This is a genomic window from Streptomyces sp. NPDC025721 (assembly GCF_055558595.1).
Genome location: NZ_JBVHMF010000026.1, coordinates 57,437 through 70,289, shown reverse-complemented (window position 1 = coordinate 70,289; position 12,853 = coordinate 57,437). Strand labels below are relative to the sequence as shown.

At 70.7% G+C, this 12,853-nt stretch carries 10 protein-coding genes; 7 read left to right on the top strand and 3 right to left on the bottom strand.

The genetic code is table 11. The features are described from left to right. Window positions 1-68 precede the first annotated feature (68 nt). Window positions 69-1,016: an SDR family NAD(P)-dependent oxidoreductase gene (locus ACZ4EF_RS29175; protein WP_391052390.1), complete on the top strand. Its 948-nt coding sequence runs from the start codon at window positions 69-71 to the stop codon at window positions 1,014-1,016. 215 nt (window positions 1,017-1,231) lie between these two features. On the opposite strand, the gene ACZ4EF_RS29170 is transcribed toward ACZ4EF_RS29175, so the two are convergent. After that, window positions 1,232-1,804, bottom strand: coding sequence for a GNAT family N-acetyltransferase (locus ACZ4EF_RS29170; RefSeq protein ID WP_391052393.1), 573 nt, complete (start codon window positions 1,802-1,804; stop codon window positions 1,232-1,234). Window positions 1,805-2,269: 465 nt separating this feature from the next. Between ACZ4EF_RS29170 and ACZ4EF_RS29165 the strand changes: the two genes are divergently transcribed. From ACZ4EF_RS29165 to glgC, 3 genes are all read left to right on the top strand, one after another. Continuing rightward, on the top strand, window positions 2,270-2,683 hold the full coding sequence (locus ACZ4EF_RS29165; protein WP_355345895.1) for a nitroreductase family deazaflavin-dependent oxidoreductase: 414 nt from the start codon (window positions 2,270-2,272) through the stop codon (window positions 2,681-2,683). A gap of 133 nt (window positions 2,684-2,816) precedes the next feature. After that, entirely contained in the window at window positions 2,817-3,992 is a 1,176-nt protein-coding gene (gene glgA / locus ACZ4EF_RS29160; protein ID WP_391045618.1) for a glycogen synthase, read from the top strand. 101 nt (window positions 3,993-4,093) lie between these two features. Beyond that, the gene (gene glgC, locus ACZ4EF_RS29155) at window positions 4,094-5,311 is read left to right on the top strand and encodes a glucose-1-phosphate adenylyltransferase (RefSeq protein WP_355345901.1); all 1,218 of its coding nucleotides are present in this window, start codon (window positions 4,094-4,096) and stop codon (window positions 5,309-5,311) included. An 84-nt stretch (window positions 5,312-5,395) separates the two neighbouring features. Here glgC and ACZ4EF_RS29150 read toward each other — a convergent pair whose 3' ends face one another. After that, window positions 5,396-8,542 carry a GH92 family glycosyl hydrolase gene (locus tag ACZ4EF_RS29150; RefSeq protein ID WP_401722564.1) on the bottom strand — a complete coding sequence of 1,049 codons (3,147 nt, stop codon included), beginning with the start codon at window positions 8,540-8,542 and terminating at the stop codon, window positions 5,396-5,398. Between the two features lie 375 nt (window positions 8,543-8,917). Here ACZ4EF_RS29150 and ACZ4EF_RS29145 point away from each other — a divergent pair, with 375 nt between their 5' ends. Together ACZ4EF_RS29145 and ACZ4EF_RS29140 are read left to right on the top strand one after the other, a co-directional pair. Then, a complete protein-coding gene (locus ACZ4EF_RS29145) occupies window positions 8,918-9,949 on the top strand; it encodes a LacI family DNA-binding transcriptional regulator (protein ID WP_391045613.1) in 1,032 nt (343 codons plus the stop codon). A 158-nt stretch (window positions 9,950-10,107) separates the two neighbouring features. Then, a complete protein-coding gene (locus tag ACZ4EF_RS29140) occupies window positions 10,108-11,307 on the top strand; it encodes a glycoside hydrolase family 64 protein (protein ID WP_391162165.1) in 1,200 nt (399 codons plus the stop codon). 6 nt (window positions 11,308-11,313) lie between these two features. Here ACZ4EF_RS29140 and ACZ4EF_RS29135 read toward each other — a convergent pair whose 3' ends face one another. Beyond that, the gene (locus ACZ4EF_RS29135; protein ID WP_402712070.1) at window positions 11,314-12,213 is read right to left on the bottom strand and encodes a DUF4389 domain-containing protein; all 900 of its coding nucleotides are present in this window, start codon (window positions 12,211-12,213) and stop codon (window positions 11,314-11,316) included. 269 nt (window positions 12,214-12,482) lie between these two features. On the opposite strand from ACZ4EF_RS29135, the gene ACZ4EF_RS29130 reads away from it, so the two are divergent. Then, a complete protein-coding gene (locus ACZ4EF_RS29130) occupies window positions 12,483-12,806 on the top strand; it encodes a plasmid stabilization protein (RefSeq protein WP_467507056.1) in 324 nt (107 codons plus the stop codon). The last annotated feature ends 47 nt before the right edge of the window (window positions 12,807-12,853 follow it).

Here is a 12,853-nt window from a genome sequence, read left to right as displayed (position 1 = left end):
AGGTTCCTCCGGTTTTTATCGTACCGGCAGTGCCATGCCCTCCGCGCTACCGAGGAGACGCACGGATCATGACGTCAAACCCCCTCATCACCACCCCCTTCACCAGGGAGTCCACCGCCGCCGACGTGCTGGCGGGCATCGATCTGACCGGCCGCCGCGCCGTCGTGACCGGTGGCGCGTCCGGCATCGGTGTCGAGACCGCCCGCGCCCTGGCCGCCGCCGGGGCCGAGGTGACGCTGGCCGTACGGGACGCGGAGGCAGGCCGGCGGACCGCCGAGGACATCACGAGGACCACCGGGAACGAGCAGGTGCGGGTCGCTCCGCTCGACCTGGCCGACCAGGCGTCCGTCGCCGCCTTCGTCGCGGACTGGCAGGGCCCGCTGCACATGCTGGTCAACAACGCCGGAATCATGGCCTCGCCCGAGATGCGCACCCCGCAGGGCTGGGAGATGCAGTTCGCCACCAACCACCTGGGCCACTTCGCCCTGGCCACCGGCCTGCGCCCGGCGCTCGCCGCGGCGGGCGGCGCCCGCGTGGTCGCGGTCAGCTCCAGCGCCCATCTGCGCTCGCCCGTCGTCTTCGACGACATCCACTTCCGCGAGCGGCCGTACGAGCCCTGGTCCGCGTACGGCCAGTCCAAGACCGCCAACGTGCTGTTCGCCGTCGAGGCCACCAAGCGCTGGGCGAGCGACGGCATCACCGTCAACGCGCTGATGCCGGGCGGGATCAGGACCAAGCTCCAGCGCTATGTGTCCGACGAGGAGCTGAACCGGCTGCGCGCCGAGCGCGGCCCCGACCTCCCCCGGTGGAAGACCCCGGAGCAGGGCGCGGCGACCTCGGTGCTGGTCGCGGCCTCTCCGCTGCTCGACGGCGTCGGCGGCCGGTACTTCGAGGACTGCGACGAGGCGGCGGAGAACCGGCCCGGCGCCCCCGACGGCGTCGCGGCCTACGCCCTCGACCCGGAGGCGGCGCGGCGGCTGTGGGAGGTGTCCGTGGCGACCCTGGCCGCCGGATAGCGCGGCGGGGACATCTCCGGTGGCAACGGCTACGGACATCTCCGGGAACGCACGGAGACTTCCGTATATACGGTGGCGCCGCGGTACGTCACGCACCGCGGCGCCCGGCCGATGGCCGCTCACCCGCGCTTCTGACCGCCTTCGCGCCCGGTTCGGTCGGGGTCGGTGGTGCACCCGCCTTTACGGCAGTTCACGTCGGAGCATGACATCGTGGATCACCTCCTCTCGTCCGGCTCGGTCCCCGGCAGGTCGCCGGGGACGCAGTCCAGCAGGAGTTTGTCGACGCGCCTGCCCTGCCACAGCGCGGCGCTGCGCAGCCGCCCGGCGTCACGGAAACCGGCCTTGAGGTAGGCGTGCACCGCGGCGGTGTGCGGAGCGAGTACCTCCAGCCACACCGCGCTCAGCGACGCGATGGTGAAAGCCCAGTCGAGGGTGAGTGCGGTGGCCTCGGCGGCGTAGCCCAGGCCGCGGTGCTCCGGGGCGATGACAAGGGTGTACTCGGCGCTGTTGGCCGACTGGTCGACGCTCAGCGCGGTGGTCCCGACCGGAATGCCACTGTCCGTGGTGATCACTTCGAAGAGTTGGTAGTGGGTGGAGGTATGGCCACTGTGGAAACGAGCCTGGAAGACTTCCCAGGACACCGGCCAGCGGGCCCCGAATCCGACGACGGTCGCCGGATCGGTCTCCCACCGGTGGTAGTCCTGCATCATCTCTTCCCTCGCCAGTGCCAGCGCCAACCGTGCCCCGCTGCGCAGCGGAACGGGTGCGGCGGAGCGGCTGTTGGTCATCACGCGCGGTCTCTCCTCCGTGTGCCCTGTCCGGCTCCGGACAGCCGTCCGTAAAGCGTCATTCCACTTTCCGCGTCACCTGGGCAGATCCGCTGTATTGGCCATCGCCCGGTGGGCCGTGTGCTTGCGCCCCCGGCACGCGGGCGGCCCGGCCGGCCCCGGCGCACGTCGGCCGGGCGGCTCGCCGGATCTGGCGGGAAAACGATGCACCTGTTCCGCGCACGCCCGCCTGCGCGTGCCCCTGCGTCGTACGCGGTGCGGGTGACCGGTGTGACGCGTGGTCCAGTGCGATCCGGACGATTTCCCGCAGAACGGCCGCACCGCCGTCCGAGGCCCGCGCGACGCACGCCCGTTCGGGGGAATGCCGGGCCAGGGGCTCGCGTTCGCGGATACGGAGAACGGGCCGGCCACTTGGCTAAGGTGACCGGTGGGACCCGTATTGACCACATCTGTCAGGAGCGGTGAATGAGCGACGGCGACGACTTCAATGCCCGGATCACGGCCGAGTTCCGGGCCAACCACGGGAAGGTCGGCGGCCCCTTCGAGGGCGCGCCGATGGTGCTGCTGCACACCCGCGGCGCCCGTACCGGCATCGAGCGCGTCAACCCGCTGATGTACATGGCCGACGGGGACCGCTATCTGGTGTTCGCCTCGAAGGGCGGCGCCGACACCCACCCCGCCTGGTACCTCAACCTCCTCGCGCACCCCGACATCGACATCGAGATCGGCGACGAGACCATCCCCGTGCACGCCGAGGAGCTCAAGGGCGCCGAGCGCGACGAGAAGTACGCCGAGCAGGCGTCCCGCTTCCCCGGCTTCGCCGACTACCAGAAGAAGACCAGCCGGGTCATCCCGGTGATCGCGCTCAGCCGCCGCTAGGACCGCGCGCGGCGGGTGCGACCTGCCGTCGGACCGCGCGGGCGGCGGAATTACGTCAGGCTCCCGCGCGGTAGGCCGCGTCCAACCGGGGAAGGCAACAGGGGCACACGGTTGTCGACGGCAGGAGGTCTCGGTGAAGGTGGGTCTGTTGACCCGGGAATATCCGCCGGATGTATACGGCGGAGCCGGGGTCCACGTGGAGTTCCTGGCCCGTGAACTGCGCTCATTGGTGGATGTCGCCGTGCACTGCTGGGGCGACGGGGCGGACAGCCCCGACACGGGGGTGACCCGGCACCACGCCCCGTCCACGCTCGACGGCGCCAACGACGCGCTGCGCACCTTCTCCGTCGACCTGGCCATGGCCGCCGGTCTTCAGGGCCGCGACCTCGTCCACTCGCACACCTGGTACGCCAACCTCGCGGGCCATCTGAGCAAGCTGCTCTACGGCATACCGCACGTGCTCACCGCCCACTCGCTGGAGCCGCTGCGGCCCTGGAAGGCGGAGCAGCTCGGCGGCGGCTACGCCCTGTCGAGCTGGGCCGAGCGCACGGCGATGGAGTCGGCCGACGCGGTGGTCGCGGTCTCCGACGGCATGCGCGGCGACATCCTGGGCTGCTATCCGGCGCTCGACCCCGACCGGGTGCACGTCATCCGCAACGGGATCGACACCGCCACCTACCGGCCCGACCCGCGCACCGACGTGCTCAGCCGGATCGGCATCGATCCGCAGCGCCCCTACGTGCTCTTCGTCGGCCGGATCACCCGGCAGAAGGGCGTGCCCCATCTTCTGCGGGCCGCCCGCGAACTCGACCCGTCCGCGCAGCTCGTGCTGTGCGCGGGAGCGCCGGACACCCCCGCGCTCGACCGCGAATTCCGCGCGCTCTTCGACGAGCTGAACGCGGTACGCGACGGCGTGCACTGGATCCCGGCGATGCTGCCACGCCCCGCCGTGGTCCAACTCCTCACCCACGCGGCGGTGTTCGCGTGTCCTTCGGTGTACGAGCCGCTGGGCATCGTGAATCTGGAGGCGATGGGCTGCGGCACACCCGTGGTCGCCTCCGCGGTCGGCGGCATCCCCGAGGTCGTCGAGGACGGCGTCACCGGGCTGCTCGTGCCCTACCGCGAGGAGGACCCCGCCGCGTTCGAGGCGGGACTCGCGCGGGCGCTCAACCGGGTGATCGGCGACCGCGCCGAGGCGGAGCGGATGGGGGCGGCGGGCCGGGACCGCGCGGTGCGCGAATTCGGCTGGGACACCGTGGCACGGCGTACGGCGGAGCTGTACGCGTCGGTGCTGGCGCAGGGCCGGTAGGCGGAGTGAGCCGGTGAACGCCGGAACACGGGACCGGGATCAGGCACGAGAACGGCACGAGGAGCAGATATGAGCGGCAGAGACGACAAGGGGGGGTCTCGATGCGTGGAGGACCTTCGGTACTGGGCATAGTGCTGGCCGGTGGCGCGGGAAAGCGGCTGATGCCGCTGACCGCCGACCGGGCCAAACCAGCGGTGACCTTCGGCGGCACGTACCGCCTGGTCGATTTCGTCCTGTCGAACCTGGTGAACGCGGACATCCTGCGGATCTGCGTGCTGACGCAGTACAAGTCCCACTCGCTCGACCGCCATGTGACCACCACCTGGCGGATGTCCAGCCTGCTGGGCAACTACGTGACGCCGGTACCGGCACAGCAGCGGCTCGGCCCGCGCTGGTACCTCGGCAGCGCGGACGCGATCCTTCAGTCCCTCAATCTCGTGCACGACGAACAGCCGGACTACATCGCGGTGTTCGGCGCCGACCACGTGTACCGGATGGACCCCCGGCAGATGCTGGCGCAGCACATCGAGCACGGCGCGGGCGTCACCGTCGCGGGAATCAAGGTGCCCAGAGCCGACGCGGCGGGCTTCGGCGTGATCTCGCCCGCCGCCGACGGCATACAAGTGGAACGCTTCCTGGAGAAACCCCTCGACCCGCCGGGGCTGCCCGGCGACCCCCAGCATGTCTTCGCCTCGATGGGCAACTACCTGTTCAGTACGAAGACCCTGATCGACGCCCTGCACGAGGACGCGGAGGACCCGCAGTCCGTGCACGACATGGGCGGCAGCATCCTGCCCCGGCTCACCGACCAGGGCGTCGCCCAGGTCTACGACTTCGACAACAACCACGTGCCGGGCGAGACCGCCCGCGACCACGGCTACTGGCGCGACGTCGGCACGCTGGACGCGTACTACGACGCGCACATGGACCTGATCTCCGACCAGCCCGCCTTCAGCCTGCACAACCGGCGCTGGCCCATCTACACCCACTCCGGGCAGCTCCCGCCCGCCAAGATCGCCGCGGGCGGCATCGTGGGCGAGTCGGTGGTGAGCCCCGGCTGTGAGATCCGCGGGCAGGTCACCCGCTCGGTGCTGTCGCCCGGCGTGGTCGTGGACACCGGCGCCGTCGTCCAGGGCTCGGTACTGCACGACAACGTGCGGGTCGGGCGCGGCGCCATCGTCAGGGGCGCGGTGCTCGACAAGAACGTCGACGTGCCGCCGGGCGCCACCATCGGCGTCAACCCGGACCGCGACCGCGAGCTGTACACGGTCTCCGCGGCGGGGGTGATCGCGCTGGGCAAGGCCCAGTTGGTGCTCTGACACGCACCGCCCGTCCGCGGAACGGCGGCCACCCCTCGCACCGAGGGGTGGCCGCCGTTCCCGTGCGGCCGGGGGGAGCGCCGCCTAGCTGCCGTACACCTCCAACTCGTAGATCCGCGCCGCGGGATCGGTGTTCTGGGTCGGCGTGATCACGCTGAGCCGCACATAACGGGCCGTGGCGCTCACCGCGTTGGTCGTGGAGTCAGCGGTGTTGCCGCGGACCTGGGCGACCGTGGTCCAGGTGCTGCCGTCGGCGGAGACGGCGAGGTCGAAGTCCTTGGTGTTCCAGCTCGGGTCCTCACCGCCCGCCCCGGCGTGCCGGACGGTCAGCGAGGACAGGGCGTGCGAGGCGCCGAGGTCGACCTGGAGGGTCTTGGTGCCCGACACCTTCGAGCACCACTTGTCGCTGTTGCCGCCGGTGTAACTGCCGTTGACCGCCTTGTCGGGCGTCTCGGTGGTGCCGCACGCGTCGGAGCCGGTCGCGGTGCGGCCGAGCGCGAGATCGGCCTGGCCGCCGCCGTACACCTCCAGTTCGTAGAGCCTGGCCGCCACGGTCGAGCCGGCCGCGTCGTTGACCGGCGAGGAGATGGCGACCTTCACATAGCGGGCCTGGCGCGCCGAGACCGGGTGGTAGGTACGGCTGGAGCGCGAGCCCGTGACGGTAGCCGCGGTGGTCCAGTTGGCGCCGTCGGTACTGGTCTGGATGGTGAACGCGGCCGTGTTCCAGCCGGTGTTCTCCCCGCCGAGCCCGGCGTGCTTGAGCACGAACGACGACACGGTCTGCACCGAGCCGAGGTCCACCTGGAGGGACGGATTGGCCACCGTGGAGCACCACTTGCTGTTGTCCTTCAGCGTGCCGTCCACGGCCTTGTCGCCGGATTCCGCGGTCGCGCACGGCGCCGAGGCCGTCACCGGCTTGCCCTTGGCCAGGTCCGTGCCCAGTTCGGGCGCGGCCGGCACCGGGGTCGCTCCGTCGGTGAAGGACGGCGGGACGTCGCCCGCGCCCGTTCCCCAACTCGCGCTCGGCGTACCGCCCATGGTGAAGTTCAGCGTCCCGCCGCCCGCCACGTCCGGGTAGCGCAGGTAATTGTGGCTGGTGGCCGTCCCGTTGACGCTGACGCCCTGCACATAGCCGCCGCTGCCCGAGGAGTTGATGGTGATGTTGCCGCCGGGCCGCTGGAGCAGCACGGACGGGAACTGCGGGCCGTGGATCGCCAGCGTGTCCGCGCCGGGCGTCGCCGGGTACACCCCGAGCGCGGCCCACACGTACCAGGCCGAGGTCGCGCCCAGGTCGTCGTTGCCCGGCAGGCCGCCGGGACCGGTGGTGTACGACTCGGTCATCACCTTGCGCACCGCGTCCGAGGCGCCCGCGGGGTCACGCGCGTAGTTGTACGCCCACGGCACACCGTGCTCCGGCTCGTTGCCGATGTAGTAGTACGGCAGGCTCTGGCCCGCGTTGACCTGTGTGAAGTGGTGGTCGAGGCGCTGCACCGCGGTCTGCCGGCCGCCCATGTCGTTGATCAGGTCGGAGAAGTCGTACGGCACCATCCAGGTGTACTGCGACGCGTTGCCCTCGGTGAAGTTGTTCTGGCTGGCCGGATTCAGCGGCCACGCCCAGCTCCCGTCGGAGTTGCGCGGCTGCGTGTAGCCGGACTCGGTGCTGTACGTGTTGCGCCACCACTGCGCGCGCGTCATGTGCGTGGAGTAACTGGACGTGTTCCCCAGCGCCTTGGCGAACTGCGCGACCGCGAAGTCCGATGCGGAGTACTCGAGGGAGTCCGAGGGCGCGCCGGGCAGATAGTGCAGGTTGGTGTACGTGCCCTGATTGCCGCGGATCGGCGAGCCCTGCATCGTGCCGCCGTTGGACGCCTTCTCCATCAGCGACAGCGCGCTCGCGGTGTCGAAGTCCCTGGCCCCGAAGGCGTAGAGACTGCTGACGATGATCGGACCCGGATCGCCCGTCATCACGAAGTCCTCGTTGGTCTGCTGCGACCACTTCGGCAGCAGACCGCCCTGCTGCCCGTCCAGGACCATCGACTTGGCGATGTCGCTCGCCTCGGTCGGCGCGATCAGCGCGACCAGCGCCGCCCAGGACCGGTAGATGTCCCAGCCCGAGTAGTTCTGGTAGACCGGCCGGGTCGAATTGTGCACCGCCCCGTCGAAGCCCCGGTAGTCGCCGTTGACGTCACTGGAGACGTTGGGGCTCTGGAAGACGTGGTAGAGCGAGGTGTAGAACTTCTTCAGGTCGGCGGTCGCGCCGCCGGTGACCTGCGCCCGGTTGAGGATCTGGTTCCACGAGGTGTCGGCGGCCGTGCGCACCGCGCCGAAGTCCCAGCCGTTGTTCTCCGCCACCACGTTGGCCTGCGCGTTCGCCACGCTCACGTAGCTCAGCCCGACCTTGAACTGCACGGCCGCGTTGCCGGTCGTGTCGAAGGTGACGTACGCGCCGGTGTTGGTGCCGCTCGCGCTGGACGAGCCGTCGGTGACCGTGCCGCCCGACCAGGTGCCGTGCCCGGTCGGGGCGCGGTCGAAGCGGATGTCGAAGTAGATCTGGAAGGTCTTCGTGGAGCCGCAGAAGCCGCCCGCGGTGACGCTGCCGGTCACTTCGGAACCGTTGACGTTCACCGTGCCGCTGCGGTTGCCCGTCGCGCTGCGGCTGGTGTTGATCAGCAGCCGGGACGACGTGGACGAGGGGTAGGTCAGCTTCCCCATGCCGGTACGGGTGGTGGCCGTCAGCTCGACATTGGTCGCGTACTTGTCCAGCCGGTTCTTGTAGTAGCCGGGAGCGGCCGACTCGTTCGCCTTGGTGTAACCGGACGCGTAACTCGTCCAGTTGGTGCCCGGTGAGGTGCTGACCGCGCCGGTGACCGGCATCAGCGGCAGGTCCTCGTTGTTCGGGCAGCCCGCGCCGTCGAAGTGCGTGAGGCTGAAGTCCTCGATCGAGGTGTCGGAGTAGCGGTAGCCGGAGGGCGAGGCCGTCGGGGTGTCGGGGCTGAACTGCACACCGCCGAAGGGCACCACCGCGCCCGGATACGTACTGCCGCCCGCGCCGCCCGGCACGGGGTTGGGAGCCGAGCTGTCGTCGGTGCCGACGAACGGGTCGGCGTACTGCGTCAGCGGCAGCGTCGCGGCGTGCGCGGGGGCCGCGGCCAGGCCGCCGACGCCGAAGGCGGCCAGTAACAGGGCGCTCGCGGCGCCGACGGTTCTGATGCGGAACGGAGTGGGGGGCACGGAGGAGACCACCTTCTCGCGGAGGCGGCGCGCCGTCGTCCTTGCGGGCCGCCTCGGGGCACGGGGGGCTGCGCGAAGTGCATGTGAACGTTACCAAGCAGAACCGAATTGTTGAGGTGTACCTGACTGGATGTCAAGGGTGCGGACCAGGCCGGGACATCGGGTGTTTCTGGCCGTACGAGGCCCGTGCGGAGCCGCCGACGAGGTCCGGGCAAAGCGGCGTGACGATGCGTCGGGTCGAACGCGTGGGGGTCTGACATTTTGTGAACGTTACCAAGCGCGCCACCACGGACGATGGTTGTCCGCGCCGTGGCCTGACATCATCGGCACAAGCCCGTACGGCGGTCGGCCCGAAGCACGCCGAGGAGGAGGCCCGTGAAGCGCCCGACGATGAAGGACGTGGCCCGGACCGCGGGGGTGAGCCCCATGACGGTCTCCCGCGTCGTCTCGGGCGAGCCGGGCGTCTCGCCGGACACCGCCGCCAGGGTTGAGCGGGCGGTCAGGAAGCTCGGTTACCAGCGCAACGACAACGCGCGCAATCTGCGCCAGAAGAACCTCGGCACCTCCACCATCGCGCTCGTCGTCGACGACCTCGCCAACCCCTTCTACGCGCTGATGGCCCGCTCGGTCGAGGACGAGGCGCACCGCCGCGGCTACGTCGTGCTCGTCGGCAGCACCAACGACGAACCGCGGCGCGAACGCGAGGTCATCGCCGCCTTCACCGCCCGTCAGGTGGACGGCCTGATCATCGTGCCGACCAGCGGCGGCCACGGTTTCCTCAAGCAGCCCATGGAGGGCGGCACCCAGGTGGTCTGCGTGGACCGGCCCGCCAAGGGCCTCGCCGTGGACACCGTCACCGTCGACAACCGCGCGGGCGCCGAACGCGCGGTCAGCCACCTGCTCGGCCACGGCCACACCCGTATCGCCTACCTGGGCGACCGCTACGGCATCTGGACCCAGCGGGAGCGCCACCTCGGCTACCTCGACGCGCTGGCCGCGCACGGCATACCCGAGGACCCCGACCTCGTCCGGCACGAACTGCGCTCGCACCGCGAGGCGCGCGGCGCGCTCGCCGGGCTGCGCGCCCTGCCGGACCCGCCGACCGCGCTGTTCGCCAGCAACGACCTGATCACCATGGGCGTGCTCGACGGCCTCGACCACCCGGCCCCGGTGGCCATCGTCGGCTTCGACGACCTGCCGCTCGCCGAACGGCTCAGCCCGCCGCTGACCGTGGTCAGCCAGGACCCGGTGGCCATCGGCGGCACGGCGGCCAATCTGCTCTTCGCCCGGATCGGCGGCGACCGCTCCGCACCCCGCTCCGTGGTGCTGCTGACCCGTCTCGTGATCCGCGGCTCCGGCGAATTCCGCGGCCTCCGGCCTCCCCAACCCGCCCCGGATCAGCGGTGATTACCGTCAGCAGCGGAAGTCCACTGTCGCGTCATTGACATGCACACCATTCCCCATCAGGGTGAGAGCGCTCTCAGAACCGCTGCGGAGGAACGGATTCCGCGATGTCCGGCGACGTCTGTCCTCCGCGGTGCCCCAACTGATGAGGAGTACAGAGCGTGTACATCACCAAACGGAAACTGTTCGTACCGCTGGCCGCGGCCACGCTGATCGGCGGCGGACTGACCGCCGCGGGGCTCGCGTCGACCGCCTCGGCCTCGGTGCCGGACACCATTCCGCTCACCTTCACCAACAACTCCGGCCGCGGCGACCAGGTCTACGTCTACGACATCGGCACCAACCTCGCCACCGGAGAACAGGGCTGGGCCGACGCGGACGGCGCCTTCCACGCGTGGCCGGCCGGCGGCAATCCCCCCACCGAGGCGCCCGACGCGTCCATCGCGGGCCCCGCCGACGGCCAGTCGCTCACCCTGAAGCTCCCCAAGTTCTCCGGCCGGGTGTACTTCTCCTACGGCCAGAAGCTGGTCTTCAAGCTGACCACCGGCGGCCTCGTCCAGCCCGCCGTGCAGAATCCGGACGACCCGAACCACGACATCCTGTTCAACTGGACCGAGTACACGCTCAACGACTCGGGCCTGTGGATCAACAGCACGCAGGTCGACATGTTCTCCGCCCCCTACGCGGTCGGCGTGAAGACCGCGGACGGGACGACGAAGACCACGGGACACCTCAAGCCCGGCGGCTACAACGGGTTCTTCGACGGCCTCAAGGCACGGCCCGGCGGCTGGGCGGGCCTGGTCGAGACCGCGCCCGACGGGAGCGTCCTGCGCGCGCTCGCGCCCGGCCACGGCATCGAGTCCGGCGCGCTGCCCGCCTCGGTGATGGACGACTACATCAACCGGGTCTGGGACAAGTACAGTTCCTCGACCCTGACGGTCACGCCCTTCGGCGACCAGCCGGACACCAAGTACTTCGGCCGGGTCTCCGGTGACGTCATGAACTTCACCGACTCCTCGGGCGCGGTCGTCACCAGCTTCCAGAAGCCGGACTCCGACAGCGTCTTCGGCTGCTACAAGCTGCTGGACGCGCCGAATGACCAGGTGCGCGGCCCCATCTCCCGTACGCTGTGCGCCGGTTACAACCGCACGACGCTGCTGACCAACTCCGAGCAGCCCGACGCGGACGCGTCCGGCTTCTACCAGGACGCGGACACCAACCAGTACGCCCGCGAGATCCACGAGCAGATGGCCGACGGGAGCGCGTACGCCTTCGCCTTCGACGACGTCGGCAACCACGAGTCGCTGGTCCACGACGGCGACCCGCAGGAGGCGTCGATCACGCTCGACCCGTTCGACTGAGCCGCGTCAGCGGCCCGGTGGGGTGACGACGACGGCCGCGGCGGCGGGTGCTGTCGCCGCGGCGTTGTCGTCGTTGTTCCCGTTCCAGTCGGTCACGGTGTCGCCGACGATGTGGCCCGCGAGACCGACCGCCAGGAAGACCCCGACGAGGACCTTCGCCGCGGTGCTCATCAGCAGCGGCCGGGTGGCGGAGGCGAGGGCGCCGGGAACGGCTCCGGGCACCGCCCCGTAGGTGTCGCCCGGCACGGCGCCCGGCATGCCCGGCCGCACCGCGCCCGGTACGGCCCCAGGCGCGTCGCCGTCGCCGAAGAGCCGCTTGGGGTAGGCGGAGGTCAGCAGGAGTACGTAGGCGCTGAACCGCATGCTGTAGCGCAGCGTCGCGGCGCTCGCCTCGAACAGCGGCCGGGGCATGCGGCCGAGCACCAGCGTGATCAGCCAGATGATGAAGGCGAGCGCGTACCAGCCGGAGGTCACCAGGCCCTGCACGATGCCGGCCGGGATCATCAAGATGATGCGGAAGAACACCGCGAGCCGGTTCAGCGGCCCCGGCCGCAGCTCGATCCGCACCGGATAGTGCTCGGCGGGCCGCAGCGCGAACGGCGGATACCGGTCGACCAGCAGCATCGCGCTGGCGTGCACACGCGTCTCGTACGCCAGGAACGCGCCGAGGTAGCGGGCCACGCCCTCGGGTAGGTGCCCGGTGAACAGTGCGGCGAACCAGCCGACGATGACGGTGAAGAACGCGCCGACGCCGAGCACGAACACGACGATGAACTGCGGGATCAGCAGCAACCAGCGCAGCAGCACCGTCAGCCGCCGCTGGCGGCCCGGGTCCGGCATGTCCAGTTCCGGCAGCCACTCCACCGGCTCGGCCCCCTCGGGCCTCGCCCACATCGGTTGCGTCATGCCCGGCGCTCCGTCCTGGGACGTCCACGAAGACGCCCTCGTGGACGAACCTCGCAGTACGGGGCACCCCTCGCATGTCCAGCAGGGCGGCCGGGTGACGCCCGGACGGGCCGCACCGCCGTGCGGGCGCTCCCGCGTGCGGTGACCATGGAGCGCGAAGGGGGGCTTCCGTGTAGGCCCGCACGTGCCGGGCAGGCGCGGGAACAGGGGCGCTGCGCGTGACCCGCGGGTGCCGCCGCAGCGATGACGACGACCGAGAGGTGCGAGCCATGCCCAGGGGATCGAGTGCCAAGCGCGAGCGCCAGTACGAGCACATCAAGGAGAGCGTCGAGGACCGCGGCGGGTCCGAGAAGCGGGCGAAGGAGATCGCGGCGCGCACCGTCAACAAGGCGCGCGCACGCTCCGGCGAGGCGCGCACCGCGAGCCGCAGCTCCACCCACGACATGTCGTCGGGCCGCCGCGGCGGCCTGCGCTCGCACTCCGGCGCGCAGGGCCCGACGAAGGAACAGCTCTACAACGAGGCCAGGCAGCGGAACATCAAGGGCCGCTCGTCGATGACGAAGGCGGAGCTGTCCAAGGCGCTCGGCCGCTGACGCCCGCCCGCTGACGGCCGCCGGGCGTCGGACGACTCGGGTCCAGG

Excerpts from the sequence above, each read along its gene's own strand:
- ACZ4EF_RS29175 (WP_391052390.1), top strand. The coding sequence starts at position 69 with ATGACGTCAAACCCCCTCATCACCACCCCCTTCACCAGGGAGTCCACC.
- ACZ4EF_RS29170 (WP_391052393.1), bottom strand. The coding sequence starts at position 1,804 with ATGACCAACAGCCGCTCCGCCGCACCCGTTCCGCTGCGCAGCGGGGCA.
- ACZ4EF_RS29165 (WP_355345895.1), top strand. The coding sequence starts at position 2,270 with ATGAGCGACGGCGACGACTTCAATGCCCGGATCACGGCCGAGTTCCGG.
- glgC (WP_355345901.1), top strand. The coding sequence starts at position 4,094 with ATGCGTGGAGGACCTTCGGTACTGGGCATAGTGCTGGCCGGTGGCGCG.
- ACZ4EF_RS29135 (WP_402712070.1), bottom strand. The coding sequence starts at position 12,213 with ATGACGCAACCGATGTGGGCGAGGCCCGAGGGGGCCGAGCCGGTGGAG.
- ACZ4EF_RS29130 (WP_467507056.1), top strand. The coding sequence starts at position 12,483 with ATGCCCAGGGGATCGAGTGCCAAGCGCGAGCGCCAGTACGAGCACATC.